General features: G+C 57.8%; 12 protein-coding genes. 7 read left to right on the top strand and 5 right to left on the bottom strand.

The genetic code is table 11. From position 1 onward, the window contains the following. Positions 1–212 precede the first annotated feature (212 nt). The 4 genes from P1Y20_RS17960 to P1Y20_RS17945 all read left to right on the top strand — a co-directional run bounded on the left by P1Y20_RS17960 (position 213) and on the right by P1Y20_RS17945 (position 2228). Positions 213–377 (top strand): hypothetical protein, encoded by a 165-nt coding sequence (locus P1Y20_RS17960; protein ID WP_304450065.1) that lies wholly within the window; start codon positions 213–215, stop codon positions 375–377. 169 nt (positions 378–546) lie between these two features. Further along, positions 547–921: a hypothetical protein gene (locus P1Y20_RS17955; RefSeq protein ID WP_304450064.1), complete on the top strand. Its 375-nt coding sequence runs from the start codon at positions 547–549 to the stop codon at positions 919–921. A 12-nt stretch (positions 922–933) separates the two neighbouring features. After that, a complete protein-coding gene (locus P1Y20_RS17950; RefSeq protein WP_304450063.1) occupies positions 934–1650 on the top strand; it encodes a DUF6338 family protein in 717 nt (238 codons plus the stop codon). 188 nt (positions 1651–1838) lie between these two features. After that, positions 1839–2228, top strand: coding sequence for a hypothetical protein (locus P1Y20_RS17945; protein WP_304450062.1), 390 nt, complete (start codon positions 1839–1841; stop codon positions 2226–2228). Positions 2229–3483: 1255 nt separating this feature from the next. Here the strand turns inward: P1Y20_RS17945 and P1Y20_RS17940 are convergent. Then, positions 3484–4191 carry a DNA methyltransferase gene (locus P1Y20_RS17940; protein WP_304450061.1) on the bottom strand — a complete coding sequence of 236 codons (708 nt, stop codon included), beginning with the start codon at positions 4189–4191 and terminating at the stop codon, positions 3484–3486. Positions 4192–4425: 234 nt separating this feature from the next. Here P1Y20_RS17940 and P1Y20_RS17935 point away from each other — a divergent pair, with 234 nt between their 5' ends. After that, a complete protein-coding gene (locus tag P1Y20_RS17935; protein ID WP_304450060.1) occupies positions 4426–4650 on the top strand; it encodes a hypothetical protein in 225 nt (74 codons plus the stop codon). Between the two features lie 395 nt (positions 4651–5045). Here the strand turns inward: P1Y20_RS17935 and P1Y20_RS17930 are convergent, their stop codons facing one another. The 3 genes from P1Y20_RS17930 to P1Y20_RS17920 all read right to left on the bottom strand — a co-directional run bounded on the left by P1Y20_RS17930 (position 5046) and on the right by P1Y20_RS17920 (position 8803). Next, on the bottom strand, positions 5046–6185 hold the full coding sequence (locus tag P1Y20_RS17930; protein ID WP_304450059.1) for a hypothetical protein: 1140 nt from the start codon (positions 6183–6185) through the stop codon (positions 5046–5048). Positions 6186–6188: 3 nt separating this feature from the next. After that, positions 6189–7256: a hypothetical protein gene (locus P1Y20_RS17925; RefSeq protein ID WP_304450058.1), complete on the bottom strand. Its 1068-nt coding sequence runs from the start codon at positions 7254–7256 to the stop codon at positions 6189–6191. Between the two features lie 389 nt (positions 7257–7645). Continuing rightward, positions 7646–8803 carry a hypothetical protein gene (locus P1Y20_RS17920; RefSeq protein ID WP_304450057.1) on the bottom strand — a complete coding sequence of 386 codons (1158 nt, stop codon included), beginning with the start codon at positions 8801–8803 and terminating at the stop codon, positions 7646–7648. Between the two features lie 72 nt (positions 8804–8875). Here P1Y20_RS17920 and P1Y20_RS18915 point away from each other — a divergent pair, with 72 nt between their 5' ends. Beyond that, positions 8876–9166, top strand: a complete 291-nt coding sequence (locus P1Y20_RS18915; protein ID WP_465261623.1) for a DUF7961 domain-containing protein — start codon at positions 8876–8878, stop codon at positions 9164–9166. Between the two features lie 823 nt (positions 9167–9989). On the opposite strand, the gene P1Y20_RS17915 is transcribed toward P1Y20_RS18915, so the two are convergent. Further along, positions 9990–11111 carry a tyrosine-type recombinase/integrase gene (locus P1Y20_RS17915; protein WP_304450056.1) on the bottom strand — a complete coding sequence of 374 codons (1122 nt, stop codon included), beginning with the start codon at positions 11109–11111 and terminating at the stop codon, positions 9990–9992. A 774-nt stretch (positions 11112–11885) separates the two neighbouring features. Here P1Y20_RS17915 and P1Y20_RS17910 point away from each other — a divergent pair. Further along, positions 11886–18527 (top strand): sacsin N-terminal ATP-binding-like domain-containing protein, encoded by a 6642-nt coding sequence (locus P1Y20_RS17910; protein ID WP_304450055.1) that lies wholly within the window; start codon positions 11886–11888, stop codon positions 18525–18527. Positions 18528–18578 lie beyond the last annotated feature (51 nt).

Raw genomic sequence — 18578 nt, 5'->3', positions numbered from 1 at the left:
GTTCAATCAGTTGTTGTATTTCTCTACCACAGACTAATCAATGTTTAGTGGCTCTGGATTACCTTTAAAAATAGTAGGTGGTTGTATGTCATGGGTAAACAACTTGAATGCCAAAGGTGCGGCAGAGAATGGGAGTACAAAGGCGAATCCACGTACTACGCCACCTGCCCAAACTGCAGAACCAGCGTAAAAATCGGAGGTGAACCGAACCAGTGAGCAAAGAGGACTGCGAACACGAATTCAGAGGGATTGGAGCCGGATTCGGAGGAACTGCCTTGAGTAATACAGAAGAGATTGTTGAACAGTGTTCAAAGTGCGGCAAGTATAGAAAGAGAATACCGATGCAAGCAGATATCGGGCGAATTCAGGGAAAGTGATTTGAACTGCATAGGGCAAAAATCAAGTACGGTATGTATTGAACCGGTCCGTAGCGACACTTTCTCAGCCAGATGGGTGATATTCCAGAGCACTCTCTGCGACGTATTGCGGTTACACTTTCACCGTACTTGACCACGATTTTTGTGTATTCGGGACATACTGCCCTCTATGGGCGAAGACTCGAGTAGTGAGTCTAGCAGCGATTCTTCAAACAACTCCTCTTCCTCTAGCGACGGCGCCAGTACCGAAGCACTCGCCGCCAGCAAGAGCCAGAGCACTGACGACGAACGCTATCAGGCCACCAACAGCGCTCAAAAATCCGGCAACAGGAAGCGGACCACCCGCGCGAACGCCAGCACGAAGGAAGTAAGCGACTCAGGCTCGGACAGCACGGAGAAAAGCGGCGGGAAGAACCCGTCCGGCGACAACGAGGTCCCCTCGGCCGACGAAGTATCTATCCCCAGTAGCGTCGACCCCAACGCACCTTCGAACACCGGGGGCGACAACTCCGACGGCTCCAGCAGCTCCGATTGCAGCGAGTAACCCGGACTACGAATGGTCAACCCTCCGGGAAGCACAATCTTCTACGCCGTCCTCATAGCGCCCGGCTTCGTCGCTGTGATGACTGCCATCTCACTGGCCGCGATCGAGGATGACATCAAGCAGTTCGTCCTTCTCGTCTGGAGCCTCGTATCCAGCCTCCTTATCGACACCCTGTTCGTCGGCGTCTACCAGCTGCTCGTCGAACCCATCACCTCGTTCTCCCAGTTCCAGTCGATTCTGTTCGACCCGGCATTCCGCATCGACTATATCCTCCTGATATTCGGGACGTCGCTGTTCGTTGGGGTCCTCTACGCCGCAGCGATCATCATCGACATCCCCGGTATGTTCCGAGACATCCTGCAGGCCAAGACGCAGATCTCCTACTCGAGGCGCCAACCCTGGGAAGAATACCTCAAGAATGCGGAGCAGGTGATGGTCAAGACCAGCGACGATCAGACGTACATCGGGGACGTAATCGGATGGAGCCGAGCCGGCCGGGAAAAGGAACTCCGGATAAGCGACCCACACCGGTACAACGAGAATGAACAGGACTTCGAGCCGGTCGGCGGGCCCGAGCAGCTCTTCCGGGACAACAACATCCAGCGTATTACCGTATTAAAGACCGATCAGTTCCTCCCGATTCGGGTCAGAGCTACTCGGAAGCTGGCGGCGTGGGGAAGTCGACTCGAGTTCTGGAACTCTGGCGACGGTGCTGAGTCGGATAGCTGATGGCCTGACTCAGCTACAAAGACATTAGTTCGAGGACATACGTAGAACGCTGAGCACTGTCATGTCGGAACTGCGGTATCGCAGTCATCTCACTCGCGCATCTACTTCGTCAAGCACAGGCCGTCGAAGTGTAGTCCGAGTTCCACCGACCCTCCTCTGGTCGTCATTGAGTATGTGCGAGCACGACGATGAGTGACCACCACATGTCGGGTGCCATCCCACTAGACATCGTTCGTTTCCTCAATACACTCCCCGAGACGAGTCTGCTTACTGCCGACGAGTACCGAGAGCTGTATCGCGTCACCTCCCACCCCGAGACTCGTGGACTCCTCTCCGAAATCGATGCTGGTGAATACGAGGGGGAAAGCGAGAACGGAATTGGTCATACGACTCAAATCGAGGACGCCCAGATTCGAGATCTCGTCCGTGTTGGCCTCGTGAAACAGGTTCCTGTCTCACCAGGAAGGAGAGAGTACCGAGTCACACGCCTTGGTCACACGATCCAGGCACTTGGCGCCCACACTGGTGTGATGCACCTCGCGCGAGAAGAACACGTGCTCAACCGGCAGTACCAGTAACGCACCGGCCCGTCGTCGCGTCCTCTTCGCTCGCGTGTCTCTGTCAGTCTCCCACACGCACGTCGGTTGTCTCCTTGTGTGTCTCCCACATCCTACCCGTCTGTCTCCCTGTGTGTCTCCCGCGTAGTCTCCCTGTCAGTCTCCCACATGCGACTCCTCGAACGACGACGTTCACCATAACCACGTCATCCGATTCCACGATGCTCTCTCTTATTGTCTCCGTGGCTAGCTCTTTTGCACGGGGCTACGGGTTGCGCTCATGCGGAAGGAACCAGCTGCCGGAACGCTCGGTACCAGTGAAAACAGGTCCTCCGCAGCAGAGATCGACTGGTCCCCTGAACCGTCCTTTTCGCACCCCATTGTCAACCAACCAAGCCCTGACCGAACGCCTCGGTAATCTCTGTGGGGCTTCTCCGACCACCAGTACGCCCGCACCACACGCAGTTCAACTACTCTTTCGCATTACTCCCTTCCGCGGCCTGTGGGAGGAATCAAGATGTCGCTCACGTCTGGTGTCTTACCTAACATTAGAGGCACGCTCAAACGCGATTGTTTGGTAAGAGCGAGATTCAAGAGTTCTCTACGTAGTTGAGGGAGAAATGTCGGAAGAGAGCAATCGGACTGAGTCGAGGCTTTCGGGCAACTCCATCACAATAACATATATCTCCCTGAGGGATCCATATGAATCGATAACATTAGTCATGAGTGAAGACGTCGAATCCGTCCCGATGAAGCGGTTCTGGTTCACAACGTGGCGTGAGGACGTGCTCTTTCACGCCACACCTGAGTGCCATCACCTGAAGAATAACGTGACCAACCTCCGTGATCGTCACCAACTAGCGACAGCCCACATCCCTGTAGACGCGTCCAAGGTCGGTAGTCCGCCGAGGCTCACGTTCTGTTGCGAGTGTGTAAGTGAAGATCCATTCGAATAATCGACGGAATATCTCACGGTACACATTTCGCACGAGTTTACCAAACGGCCTCTCACTGGAGGATTTAGTACAGCCACCAGCACACACACATATTGAATGTTCTCTGTAGTCAGGAATACCGCCAGCATCCCGGAAACAGACCAGAATGGCTCTGTTGAAATCCTTAGGGGCTGATAGAATCGGTGTGCGAGATACAGAGGATGTATGCAGCAGTCTGCCATCGGTGATTTACCCTTTGTCAGAGCGAACTGGACTATAGACAACGTATGCTTATTACAGAGATCGAGGAGGAAGCCCACGACTTCAGTCGTGGGTGGATATCAAGAATTGTCGGAGGACGTAGTAGCCTCCTCTTCTTGCTCGAACACGAGACCGTAGCTGTGGTCGTAGCCGTAGCCGTAGGTACCCTCGCCGTAGTCGCGTGAGGAGTTATCAGCCTTCCACGTCACCACGACCTCGCCCTCGAATCGGTACCGGTCAGCCACCTCGTCCGCGACGTCCCACGCGAGCGTCGTCACTGTCCCTTCGAACTTCATGTTCGATATGTCGATGAGGACGTGACCACCCGCTCGAAGCAGGTCATCGACGTGGTCGAACACACGCCCGAGGTCCGCGAGATACCGCTCGTACTCCCGACCGGTCTCGGTGTAGTTCGTCAGCGGGTCCGCCTCCATCACCTCGATCATGTACGGCGGTGAGGTGAAACAACAATCGACGGGTGGTACGTCGTCGTAGCTCGCAGCCTCCAGCGCGTCCCCGTGGACGATTCGCTCTGGATGGTCAACCTGCTGGCGAGCGAACGATGCAACGTCGGCGTCGTACTCGATGCCGTATGCCTCCCGTCCCATCCGTTCCGCGACCCTGAGGGTTGTCCCATAGCCGGCGAATGGGTCGAGGATAGTGTCGTCAGGGTCGGTGAACGTCGTGAGAAAGTGCTCGACATAGGTGGCAGGCGTGCGAGGGTCACCCTCGAACCGGTCGGGGAGATCGAATTCGTATTCGTGGACGAGTTGGAGGAACGTCTGCATGGTGAGAGCGAGAGAGGGCGTGCGCAAAAGCCCATCTTCTCTCGCTCGACACACTCGCGCTCTATATTCAGCAGAACGCTGAGAACATATCACTTACTGAGGATTTCAACAGAGCCTCCACAGTAATAATTGGTGGCAGCGCACTCGTCGTGTCTCTGCTTCGCCGAGGATTCGTCAGCCGAGTGTCTGCCGTAGGTTGATACGCACAGAGTAGCTGTCTTTCGATAGTTGGGTATGACCCTGCCCGAGCAAACGCAGTTGAGTCCCTCCGCAACCGATGCGCTCAAGACGCTTCACGAGCCCCTTGAACGAGCCGACGGTCTCTCCCGGGAAGATGCTCTCACTGTGCTCACCGACGACGGAATGGATTCGGCCGATGCCTCTCACTTCCTCTCCGAGTTGCTCTCAAAGGGCTATCTCTACGCGGTCGACGAGCACGTCTATCTAACGCCGAGTTGAGACAGAGACGTATAGCGGGGCGAGTGGTTCAATGCGATCCGTTGCTTCCAGCAGATCTGGTCAGAGATCCCGACGCGGTGTACCACGGAATCTTGTCAAACGATTCGACCGCAGTGCGTCTGAACAGTAGGTGAGACGGTGTAAGCGAAGGAATACTCACCACGCACGCCAAGGATGAAGCTACCGTCGAATAGCAGTCACGTGCCGGTGTCATCGGTTCTATTCATTTCTTTGATATTTTTGACTGTCAGATTCATGCCCTTGATATCAAGATGGTCGTCGTCGGTCCTTTGGCGGCCGACTGCATCGATAAATGCTGGAGTAATCGTATACGGGTTTCCCTACTCAAATTGGGCGCGAACAACACTATACTTCCATCCGACAACCAAAGTGATTCAGTAATCGCCTAGCCGACTCTGCTCGTCCTCGTACTGCTCAATAGTGCGTCGCATCGCTTCGAGTTCGATTTCCTGTTCTACGGCAGCCGATTTGTATCCGTCCTGAAGGTCGTTTAGAATCGTGCTCATCGACCGGCCTCGTCCCTTGTATCGGTAGAACTCCCCGTCACCGGTCAGTTGCGTGTCGGACGGGCTGATACTGACGATCAGCTTGAAGTCCAACAACCGGCTAATCAACTCCTCGTAGATTCGTGTCCCTATCTCGTCGGCGTCATAATGGGGTAGATGGCGCTGGCTCGTCAGGATATCCAAAACTTCTTTCCCGGCGAAATGCCGCATCGGGCCATCCTCGATTTTTCGCTGAGTGAGTATCGTCGAGAACACTTCCTCCATGATTCGGTACAGGTGGCTGGACGGGAAGAACGAGGGTGAGAGGTGCTCATCGTTGGTGATATCGATTCCGCCCGAGAGGATTTGGGCGAGCTCGTTGTCGTGCGTTGACTTTCCTGGCTCCCGGGTTTCGATGCGGGTGAACAAGTCGATCTGCTCACCATTTTCAAGGTAGTGGAGTCGCCAGACGAACACCTTTTCTTGAGCTCGACCGTCGCGCTCGTGCTGTTCGATTTCCCGCACGAGTCGGATGTCGTCTGTACTGGAGATGCTGAGTGCACATTCGAACTGGTCGATGGGCATCCCGATTCTCTCTTCCAAGTGGGGTTGGTGTTCGCGCAGGGCATCAGCCGCGTCATACAGCTGGTTTAACGCTTTCCCCGGCCGTGAGAGTCCAGACTTGCATTCGACGATAACGGCGAAGTTACGTTCTGGATTACCTATGATTAGGTCTGCGTTTGGCACGCCCAGCTCAGACAGTGGCTCTGCACCCAAGAAGCGCCAGTCGGTTTGGGCGTTCACCTGCCCATTAGGGAGGAAGACGGAAATCGTCGATTCCAGCAAATTGTCATGACTTCGAGCTTGCCTGATACCGTTATCGATCCGTGTCCGGGCGTCGTCGGTCTCCCCAGAGTCTCGTAACTCAGCGGCAATTTCATCCTTCGTGTCTTCGTAGGATGGTTCCCGGCTGACAACGTACTCGAAGAAGTTCCTGAGTTCGTCATCAGTCAGGTCCCGATCCGGCATCAATTAGGCCTGTGCAAGTTCAGCGCGTTCGTCGATACTGTCCTGGATGAACTCGTAGAACCGGTAGAACGACCCGAGATCCTTCCGGTCTTGGGGAAAGACGCGGATTTCGTCCTCGTTCGCCTTGATGCTGAACACGCTGTTTTTCGTCTCATCGATGAGCTTCGTCGAGAAGTACAGTGATCCTTCCTCGGCATACGAATCGATGACGACGTACTTGTGATTCCCCAAGCTCTGTTTCAGGTCATCCACTTCGTGGTACTGCAGTGAGTTGTGGAGCGTAATCGCTACAGGCTCCGAGGTGGGGACATCCAGTTGGTCCGAGACGGGCACCATCTGGAAGTCTGCTTCCTCATACGCCTCTTTGACTTTTAGGGCTTCAGAGATACACAGCTGAATGTACTCGAAGAGGTCCAGCAGGTTACCGCTGAGGAATTTGAACATGCCTTCGCGGTTGACCCGGAACTGGAGCCCGCTCGGGATGTCGAACTCCATGATTCGCGGCAGAACGCCGTAGTTCCGTTCCATCTCACGAAGCGTGTCCAGTCCATCGTCGCCGTAGTAGTTAATCGTTCGAGCGAATTCAGGCCGATAGGTCGACGCTGTGTCCGTTCGGTCCGTTCGTTTGGCGACGAACTCGGTGATCTGCGCCGCCGGCTCGCCCTCGACGATTTCCTCACGGATGGTCTGCAGTACACGAGGGCTCACGAACAAATAGTGGACGCCCCGTGTCTCTCGCAAGAACTTCTCCAGGGTGTTCTCGATCTCCTCGGTCTTCCGCATATCAGTGTAGCAAAGGAAGATACCGGACTCCTCATCGAATGAGAGGTAGAACTGGATGCGCTTGCCGTCGCCGTATCGACGTTCCATCTTCTGAACGGCACCGAGATCATCAATGACGTGGTAATGATTCTCCGCGAGTACCTCGTCGAATGTCTCTCGGTCGTACTCGGTGAGGCCAGTGAGAATGTAGAGGTCCCGGTCAGTCAGCTCGCCGTAATGGTCGGCCAGATATTGGTTGAAACTCGGGCGACTGGCGAACTCCCGTGATTCAACCTCGAAGACCTCCATTGTGCTGTCCTTAGCTCCGCGGGGGCTAATGCCTGTTCCACGCAGTGAAACTAACTAGTTGCTGCTCTCTGACTGGTCATAATTCTTGTGATGTTCTTGAAAACTCTCGGTGTAGAGACTCCTGGCAGCAGTTTGCGTTGGTATCTGAATCGGTAGTCCATCAAGTCGTGAGGACGACTACACCAGATGACCAATTAGCTGATTACAGACGGCACGTTCAAAGAGTATCGACGTTTGAGGGCGACTAGCTATTCGCCAAACGTTCGTTGCTCTTCTAAGTACGCTGAGGAAGTTATCGAGACAGGACTACGACAGAGTGGCTCACTCCAGCGCTTACTGGCGGGTTCGTGGCGATCCAAGCAGGGCCTATCATCTACGTGTAGATGTCATCAGTAGTGGGGGACGTCTTCCAGCTTTTCTGCAGGGTCGAAAAAGAGCCGATGCAGTTCATCTATTCGATGGGTCGCCTCCGCTACGAGCTCCTTCGCTGGCTGGTCGGTGTCCATCTGCCACCCGAAGTAGAGTCGTTTCCAGTACTCCGACCCGACGTTGTTCTTCAACACTCGCTCGATCTCACTGGCGTCGGAGTACTGCTTTATTTTTCGCTCGGGATGATTCAGATTGTTCCACGATGTCCGGAGCGTCATCCCATGATCGTTAACGAGGTCGGTAAGTGCACTCGCATTGCCACGGACGAACGTTTCTATCTCGTCCGTTTTAGCCGTGTTGAGATGCATGTACACCCCAACCTCGTTTGTTATTGCTGGCGCAAGCAAGCATGGATTGTAGCCTTTCGTGGCATACTTCCGAGATTCGTCTGGATGATATGAAATCGCGTGTACGGATTGGTTCAGCGACCTAGCACGGTTCTTAAATGCCTTCGTGAGTTGCTTCGTCGTGGTGTGTTGTGGAACCTGGTTGTGCATTTTTGTGTACAACTCAAACGCCTCGGACCGACGACCGATCTCGAACGCCAATTTGACGATTTGCTCCTCGTGGTTCAAGAACCACTCGCGACTCTGCTCGAACTCGTCGAACCCGCTGAATCGGCTGTAGCCGTTATCGTCGAACATCTCCTGTAGAATCTTGATTGAGTCGTTGATTGTTTCGAGCGACTGGACCCGACTGGCGACGTCGTACCAGCTCAGCCATCCGACATCCGCTCGGTCGATCGGGTTCCGGTGGTGGTCGGTAAACGCGTAGAGGTAGACATCGCGACCACCATTGTTCGCCTCCAGTTTGGCGAGTTCTCCGTCGAGCTGCCCATCTGAGGGGATATCGCTCCCGGTCTTTGACTCGTATCCCACGAGTTTGTCCGCGTCGCGGACCACCCAATCGAGGACGTAATTACCACTGTCGGGTGGCGTTCTCGGCAACCCATTTCGTTGCGAGGCGATTACTTCGGCGTCACTGGAAAACATGAGGTCGTCGTGGATGGCGTTCAGGACCTCTGGCCCGTGGTCAAGTGAGAACGCGAGAAGCGAGAGGAAAAAGTCGTTCTGGGGTACCTCCCCACTGATATGGCGGAAGAACGTTCTTTTGCCCATCGACCATGTGTTCGGAGCGAATATCTTAGTATTATCGCACAGTAACGGACGAGAAGGGGTCAGTCGAGTAATATGGCTCAGACGACGGACGTCGAAGCGATTCTGGAGACGTTTCCGCCGGATCTCAATATGGGCCCGGAATATTGGCGCGCCATCTATCCTGTACGACTCGGTTCGACCTGTGACGACCAAGATGCCGGGTACTGCACTACAATTACACCACTCAACGCCACGCCGCTAACCGAACCGCTCAGTAATTGGCCGGTTCGATCTGAACCACTCTTCCCCCACCGATTGGGACGGAGTTACCCCACCGCCGAACCTATGTCGGAGAACTGTTGTAACACTTTCCAAACCATTTGAACACACACACACCACTTTTTCCGGTGGTAGGGTTCACGAGAGAGTCGGCCAGAAAATCAGCCGATGACCGTAACGGTTCTTAATTAATTACGTAACAATCATACAAGATGATTGATACGAATTTCTTAATCCTACGGACCAATTAAACAGCTGACTATATATAACTACCGCACGATATAGACTCGTATTTTCGTCCCGAGACCCTTTCAAACGGCTACCACCGGAAAAAGTGGTGAGTGTGTGTACCTTGGATTTTCAACACGACAGATTGCAGAGAGAACCGCCTCCGACAGCACCGTCTCAACCGCTTTCGGCGGACCGTCACCGACCGCCCCGACCGGCCGCCACCGCCCCCTGCTGTCCCGGTCGCTTCCCGTCCCTTCTGCCGGCGGGTTCTTTCTCGACTTCCGCGTTCCGACTGCTTCGTTCCTCGTCTTCGTTGCGGGTGCGTCTCCGGTCGCTGCTGTCTCGTCCTTCCCCCAGCGTCTTGATTCCTCGACGAGTTTCGGTCATCGTGACTTGGTGGTGGCAGAGACGACTCCTCAACGGGTCACTGAAAACACGACTACCAACACGGTCAATCGAATCGACCGACTAGCGATTCTCGATTTGGTGGCGAACCGTGAAATGCTTCGTATGCGGGCCGGTCGGTGAACAGGCGACCTTCTCAAACTCGTCTCTCTTCGAGAGCGGTTTCCACGCCCCGCACGACTGACAGACACTCGAAGCGTTCTACGACAAACACCGAGATGATCTCTGACCGCTGTAGTTTCTAACCGCCGGTGGAGATTATGATAAGCTCGACTGCTGAGAGAACGCTATGTTAGTCCTCGTTCAGGATATCGTCGACACGTCGGGCGGTCTCTTCGACCTGGACGTCGTGGTAGGACTGGTGCGTTGTTTCGACGGACTGGTGACGCAGCGCCTCCTGTGCGAGTTCTGCTTGCCCTTCGGTGTAGAGCTGGTGACCGAGTCCCCGACGGGCCCCGTGGGGCTTCAGGTACTCGCCGTCGATATCGAGATCGGCGTCGGCGCACAGCCGCTTCATCACCGATCGGGCCCCCCGGACTGACAGTGCCGGCGGGACGAGTCCGTACTCGCGCATCACGTCGAGCGGGTCGTTCTCTTCAAGCAGCGCCTCGACTCGGTCATCGGCGAGGTCAGTGAGTCCTTCTCGGACCGTTCGATAGAGCGAGGGGCGGTGCAGCGAGGGGAAGACCGGCCACACTTCCTCAGGGTTGAACAATCGCTGGTAACGCTCTAGTCGCGTCTGGGCGTCACTCGGGAGGGGTGCGTTCTGGTAGGTTCGGGTCTTGCCGAAGACGGTGAGCCCCCCACGGTCGTAGTCGACGTCCTCCCAGCGAAGGCCCTCGCGTCGGTCGTCAGCCGGGTCACGGAAGACCTCCGCACCACGTACCCCCGACAGGGCAAGCGTGTAGACGATCGCTCGGTCACGGAAGGCGGGAAGCGGATTATCCCCACCATCAAGCGCCTCATCGACCTGACGGTCGGTATAGCGAAGAATCGCCTGTCGGTCACGTTTCGACCAGAACTGGCGCTCGGGTTGCTCGACGACCTCGGGGAGTTCGTCCGTGGCCCCACGCCACTGGGCGGGGTTCTGGGCGATGCGTCCGTCGCGTTGCCACCACGTGAATGACGCCCGGACGAACGCGTAGTTCTTGTGCGCCGTACTCGCCGCGAAGCGCTCCCCAGGGCGTTTCGCGCGGTCGCGAAGGGTCTGGGCGTAGTACCGACAGTCGTACCGACTCACGTCATCGACGGCCTCGATTTCTCCGTCTTCACAAACGACCTCGGCGAACGCCTCGAGTGCCGACCGAACACTCCGTCGGTAGTTCCCCGAGTCGATACTCCGCAGGCGTGCCTCGATCGCCTCTTCGAGTGGCTGACCCCCGGGAGAACCATCGTCTTCGTGCTGCTCGACCATTCGGGTCGACAGACGGAACGGGGGTGCATAAGTTCACTGCCGCGTAGGATTCTACCAGGCAGTAACCTTAGGAGATGGAAAACAGGCGTTTGAAGGGTTGTAGAGCACGTATATCGCAAAAAGACCGTTTTGTATATCACATTACGCTACATCAAGTACTGGTGCTGGGAAGTTCAGAAGTTCGGCATTTGGATTTCTACAAACCACACGCTTGGATGCCTGTACCGCTCGTCAATCAGTCAGCAGTCGATAGCTGACCGGCACCGTTCCGAACGCTGGATCGCTCGTCAGCGGCGTCCCTTGGGAGCGTCGGTCACCACAGTGTTCGTTGATTGCTGGTATTGATAGACAGAGAGCGTGGGTCTATCAGAGGGAGCCCCCAACCCCCCACAATTCTGTTAATTTCGTCGTGCTGTATACATAGCGCGAATCGGTCATCGGTTCGGCACCCAACCTGAGTTGACTGAGTCGGTGAGTACAACCTCTGTACTTTCCACCGCCTTCTGAAACCATCTCTATTCCAACATTTTCTGTCCAGAGTTGCACCGCTGTAAATTGCGTGTGGGTAGTTCTATAACACGATAACACTCGCTCGAAGCTCGGTTGATGACTTGTCGAGACGCGACCGTTCTCAGATAGTCTGGGTGAGGGAGCACATGAACTGGTTCTACACTTACGTCGAGTTTGAGCAGGGTGGCGAGTGCGGGGTCGATCCAGACCAAAGGCTAAGTAACAGGGAATGAAGACGCAACTGACGGAGTTTTAGATATTTAAATGAGTGCACGATCGGATCTTCGGAAACTATGTCGCCGTGAACAGCGCGACCTCCTTCTCCAACTCCGCAACTCCAGTGGGTGGCGGAAGGAGGGTGACCTCGGCGTCGGTAATGAGGCGGTATCGGAAGCACACGACAATCGGACGATCCTCGAACTGATTCAGAACGCACGAGACGCGATTCGACGGGGACGCGACGACGCCTCGGCAAGTAGTGATAGGCCTGGCTCCGTCGCAGTGATTGTCGGACCCGACTCGCTCTACGTGGCGAACACGGGGCGTCCATTCCGTCTCCACGACGAGCAGGTATTCGAGGCCGTGACCGCGCTCAACCGATCAGAGAAGGCGGACGAACGTGGGGCGATCGGTGAGAAGGGCGTCGGGATGAAGTCGATCCTCCAGACTGCCAAGCAGTTCTCGATCGAGTCGATCGTAGTCGACGAGCGGGTATCGGTCGGCTTCTCTCGGTCACAGTCTGTCTCGATGCTCCTGGACACGTACACGGAGTTCCTCGACGATCCCGACTTTCGGTCCGTGCTCGACGACGAGTACGACTCGACCGTCGTCGACGCCTGCGAGTCGATCGTCGGCGATCTCTCGCTCCCCGTCTCCTCAGCCACCCCCGACGACCTCGAGGACGAGGATTTGGCAGAACTCCAGCCGGTGCAGGCGGAGCAGATCCCACCGAACCCACTCAAGGTGCTGCGGGATATCCCCCGACTTTCGCTGTTTCGGTACCCGTTCGTTGATGGCCACTCCTCAAGTGACGGAACTGGCTTGACCGAGGTCCTATTGAAATCGACGACTCCGATGTCAGATATCGACGAGTCGGTCGACGACGACCTCGAAGCTCGCCTCTCGGCCCACCGTGGAAAGTACCGGACCGTTCTCGAACTTGAGTACGACGACGAGCAGTGGACGAGATTACTCGACACTATCCAGGAACTACTGACGGACTTACCGCTCTCCGACGAACACCCGGACGTCGCACGACAGTTCCGTGACCAGCGGAGCGACGGAGACAACGAGTCTGCAACACAACTGTGGGGGGAGTGTACCGATCTCGGTCGTGAGACTCTCGTCTTACTCGGCGAAATTAGAGACATCGAGTTCCTCAGAGTTACCCGCGATGAGGTGAGTGGCCAGCTCGAACTCGCCGAGTCCAGACGGGTCGAGATCACGACCGGTGAATCCCGGGACATCGAATCGAGTACCGAAGTAGATCGGCAGTCCATCACGGTCTCCGAAGCGACCGACGACGTGGACGAGCCGACCGAGAAGCAGTTCCGGCTCTACTCTCGTCCGGTAGACATCGATCCACCGGACGACGAAGACAGCGACGAGGACGATTGGACGTTCGATGAGCCGATGCGATTGCTCTTCGAGTCGCCGAGACCAGCGGACGACGGTTGGGCTCCCGAACGAAAGACGCTGTATCTCTTCTATCCGATCGAAGACGCCCGAACGTCGTTCCCGTTCGTGGTGCACGCTCCATTCCAAGTGGGGTTCGACCGACAGGAGCTAGACGATAGCGACGTCAATCGACAGCTCCTGTCCGCAGTTCCGGACTTAGTCGCGGAGGCTGCGGTCGACCTCGCTCGGCCGGACAGTCGAGGCGGTCAAGATAACTACGACGCCTGGATGCCGTGGCTGGTGATGCCGTTCCGGCAGCGAGACGAGAACTCTCTCGACGTAGTCTCACGGGTGTGTGAAGCCTTGCGCGAGACTCCAATCGTGCCGTCCCACGGCGGCGAGATTCGAGAGCCGACGGAGGTACTGGTCGATCCGGATCGCCTCTACGCGTTCGAACCGCTCCGTGCCGGTGAATCTCCACCAATTGTGGCGAAGGAGTCCGTCACGAACGGTGACCGCTGGCTGCAGCGTGCTCGGGCCAACGGGGAGATTCAAGCTGAGAATCGCGAAGTCGCGACTCGAATCGGTCTGACCGCCGTGGTTGACCAGCCGTTCCATCGAGACGGGACGGGGGGCTCGGGTCTCGTCTCGACACTCCGTGACGTCTGGGGGGGCGATCCCGACCGCTGGGCCGTTCCGATCGACGCTGAACTGTACGCTTCACATGGTGACGACGAACCGTACGCTCGTCACTACTTCGAGTCTATCTGTGCTGCACTCGACAGATACGATTCGGAGGACGAAGAGGCCGACGAGCAGGAGGATGGCAGAGATCCGGCAAGAAAATTAGGGGACTGGCACGTGCCGCTGCTCCCCGGAGAGGCACACGGTGACGACCCGAGCGACGAGACCGATATGGGGATCGGGTACCTCGTCCGTGCGTCGACACGCGAACCTGGCGGCCACTCGGATCGGTATGAGCGGAGCGATCGGATCGTGTTCCGCCGGTCGAAAGAGACGAGCCAGTCAGCAGAGACGTCGATCGATCAACTTGTCGCACCGCCTAAATCACTCGACATCTACATTACCCCGTTCGACGAGGACTGGTCGGGCACGCTGGCGGCCAACTACAACGAGTGGGGGACACGAGAGCTGCGAGGGCCGGCCACGTACTACCAGCGCGTCGCCGCAGAGATCGGTGGCTTCTCCGCACCGCGAGACGCTCGCCTTGAGGTCGATGACGCGACGCTTGGGTACTTGTTGGATCTCTATCAGACAGTCTGTGTCGAAACGTCCCTCAAGAGAGCCCCATGGTTACGGCCCACACCGCATCGGAATCGACAGTTCAGCGCCGGTGAAAATGAGACGGGCGTCGAGGACCTACTGGTCGGTGAGAGCCTCCGAAACCGGCCTAGCGATTACGACACCTTCCTCGAACGCCGCTACTCACAGCGCGTTCCAGTGCCCACTGCCGACGGCGGTGTCGCGCCGGCAGAACGACTGGTCTTTGGCCAAGAGTGGGTCGATGCGTTCGAGAGTATCGCCGACGATCTCGAGTCGGGATCCGTTCGCGACCCGTTCACTGGGAGTTACGAAGAAGGACTGCCGGCCCGAGCGAGAGATCTCCGTCGGTGGGCGGCGGTCATCGAGTGTACGTCGATGGTAGATCGGGAGGGTACACTTGCCGTCGCTCCCCCGAGTGACGAGCGGTGGCTCGAAGTCGTCGCAGACACCGAGGTCCGCGACGGCGACCGTGCTCTGTGGTTACTCAACTTCTTGATCCACGTCGGCGTGCAAGTCGGCCCTCACGTCGAGTGGGGGTGGTTCTTCCCTGGTAGCAATGGTCGCGACCGGGACACAGGTGCTATGACACTGACCGAGGCGAAGCAGTTGACGACAGGCGGGGATGCCACCGTGGAAGACAGTCCGATCGATCCACCGGCGGCGGAACTCGACACGTACGCGTCAATCTGCTGGCGAACCGAACACCACCCCGCAGTCAGCGCAGGTCACACGTCGACTTGCCGTGGCAACTTGCTCGAAGACGCCGTTAGCGAGTGGATCCAGATCGCCGGGAACGACATCGTCGTACCGACGTGGTGGCGTTTCACCGAACTCGACATTCTGGATGACGACACGACCACGGACTTCCGACGGGCGATACTCCTCCTCTGGCCCGAACTGTCCGAGCACCTCTTCGAAACGGCTTGGTTCTGTACCGATACCGGACACAGCCCAGCCTCGAACAACACCACGATTCCAGCGTTGGGGCTCGTCCAACTCCAAACAGCCTACTTGTGGCCGACCGACTGGCCCAGTTCTGGCCTTTGGAAGTCTGGAGAGGGACGAGAGGGTGCGTATCGGCCGGGAGTGAACCCAGCACGGCGATTGGTGTTCGACCCCTCCGACGGTGGCTCTGGCCGACGTGCCGAGGCCGAACTCCCGACGATCGACACGGAGACCCTCCGTGAGGACGTCAGTGAAGCCTGCGAGCCGTTCGAGATCGACCCACCCGAATTGGATCTTCGGGCTGTCGCTGGTGCACTCGGCGCAAAACCGATTGCAGACCATACGCCTGCGGAGGCGGCGGCGCAACTCGACTGGTTCTTGAGGACGTACGAAGCGGCCGCTACCGACCCGTTGAGTGATGACGTCACCGAGTTGCCGGCGGAGCACATGGAGTCCGTACGGAGGGCTACGTTCGGCCTCCTGCGCCGGTTCGTGACTTGGGACCATCTCAGAGACCATGTTCCCGACATGGACGACGAGTTGCAGCGGGCCTGGCAACGTAGGGACATTTGGCACGTAGGGACCCGTCTCCTTGTGAATCGAGGTGGCGCGCTCTGCTCGGTTACGGTTGGCGAGGGGAGATCGGAGTCACTGTCGATCCTGATTGACGTCTACACGGATCGCCTCCCCGAGTATGCTCGCGACATCTTAGAGGGGCAGCGAAGCGCGTTCGTCGAGTTGCCCGCTACCCACCCCGGTGGTCTCGCGCTTGTACTGGGTGACCGTCCCCACGAAGACCCGACGTTCTCGTTCGGTATCCGGACGAAAGGTGAGGGTGAGATTCCGGAGCTAGAACCGGTCGAAGGCCCGAGTACTGCCGCTGAGTCGTACGACTCGGCACTCCAACGAGTAGCAGAAGCGATCGACCACAGAGTTCCGTATCTCGTCGCTGCCTACGACCGGGCCACGACCTCGCAAACCGAACTCGAAGCTGTCTACACGGCGCTCCAGAGCGCCGCGACCAACGAGATCGGGATCGTCGACCGCTCGGACGACAGACCCGGAGACCGTCGGTCGGCACTGTGGGTCCCCACGGAGGAGAGTGCCGAGACACGGATCGCGTTCTTTGAAGAGAGTCTCCGAGTGGCCGACGACGAGTCAATTCCCCCGTTCTACGCAGCCGAAGGCCTGGTCCAGATCCTCGACGATCAGCCGTCACGACGGGTTCGTAACGCGTTCGAGAACGTCTTGATGAAAACAGAGCCACAACTGGATCGGGAGTACGAGGACGATCTGGCGGACATCGAGCGGCAGATTGCTGCCTTGAACGAGAGGCGACTGCGGCGGATCCACGCTGCTCTCGAGACGTTGCTCGACCACCTGCGCTCGTCCGACTCCGAGTCGGGTTCAGACCGACGGCCCCTCCCCGAAATCGCGTGGTCATCGGTCGACGCCGAAACGGTCCTCAACGCAGTGACCGATGTCGATCCCGAGGCTGACGAACCGCTCAGCGATCTCGACCCGATCGCGACGTGGCACAGACACCTTTGTGAGCCCGGCGGCCTCTCCGAGGAGGATGCGACGCGCTGTACGGTCGCCGCGGCGAAGAGCCGTCCAACCGATCGGCAACGGCTGCTGGCACCCGTCGCGAGACGTACACCACACCTCGATCTCGCCAGCCTCGCCAAGTCGGACCCGTGGGCCGATCTGGACGAGTGGGGTGAGTCGGCAACCTACAAAACACTCGAAGACTACGTCACCGCGATCACAGCCGTCGAGAAGTTCTGGGCCGTTGTCACACAGACGACCGATCCCGGAGAGGACGTCCTCCTCGACGCCGTAGCCGAGGCACGTCGGCGGACCACGCCGACCCCGACTGCCTCGACATCGGACGTGATTCCGACTGCCACGTCGTTACCGGACCACCTCCAGGACGTTCCGCTGGTCGCCCTTCCGGCGGACGATTCGGGGCCAGTTCCCCCGGTACTCCGTGACACGGTGGTGTCGTGGTGTCGGACTCAGCGATCGGAAGTCGTCGAGATGGACGTCGTCTTCGCCGACGAAGCCAACCGCGAACTGTTCGACAGCCTCTGTGAAGCGTTGGAGTCGCCAGCCAGTGCCGAGACGACGGTGCGAGAGGTGTTCGAGACGGTCACCGAGGACAGGGGGCGGTCGTCTCCCGTCGAGCAGGAACGAACGCGGAAACGGCGAACCGAAGAGTGGTTCTCGGAGGAGTCGCCGGTTTCGTCGATCGACTTCAGCCAGTCCGACCTCTCAGCGTCGGATCCCCCAGAGTCGCGCGGCTCCCCGTCCGTTGGCAACAAGAGCGGCACCCCCTCGTCGTACAGTGACGCCGAAATTGCCGCGGGTCGTGGCCGTGATGGCGAACTGATCTGTATCGAGCGTGCCTGGGACCGCTTCGAGTCACTAGCTGCCAACCAACGGTCGCGTGTCGTCGACGCGGTCGAAGAGTGGCGAGACTACGACGACTGGCGCATGAAGTCGGCGTCCGATGCCGTGACGGACGCTGCCATCTTGGGACTGAAGGGAATCGACGACTACGCCGTCGCCAAGCGTCACCTCACGGCTGCGGAGATCGACGACAAACCCACCGCTCGAGCCGTCTTCCACGCACTCGTCGACACATCGGAGGAACGGGGGCCGGGATTCGATTACATCGATCCGTTCGGCCGGCAGTACGGTCCCGACGCCACCGACGGGTGGGAACGAGCGCAGATGACGCGGACCGAAGTGAAGACGGTGTTGCTCGAGGAGACCGACAAAGGGCGGTTCAAACTGACCGGGAACGAGTTCCGGATGGCTCGTCGACCTGGTCCCAGTGCCGATGGAGGGATTCCTGCAAGGGTGACCGTCGACCGATATCTGGTTCGAATGGTCCGCTTACCCCGTGGGTGGGAAAAGGGATCGGGATGGCCGGAGATCGAGTTTCGGGACATCGAAGACGTCGTTCGCTTCGGCGACTTCGATCACGAGGAAGACCCCGTCTGGGAGAAACTCCGCGGCGGGAAATTCTACGTGAACTTCGAACTCGGAGGGTGACAAACCAGCGGACAGCCAGAAATCTTCGTGGAACGCGATTCCAAATTTAGT

The organism is Halomarina ordinaria (genome assembly GCF_030553305.1).
GTDB classification, from domain to species: domain Archaea; phylum Halobacteriota; class Halobacteria; order Halobacteriales; family Haloarculaceae; genus Halomarina; species Halomarina ordinaria.
Note: the sequence above shows the minus strand (reverse complement) of the source record. Positions and strands in the feature narration are given on the sequence as shown.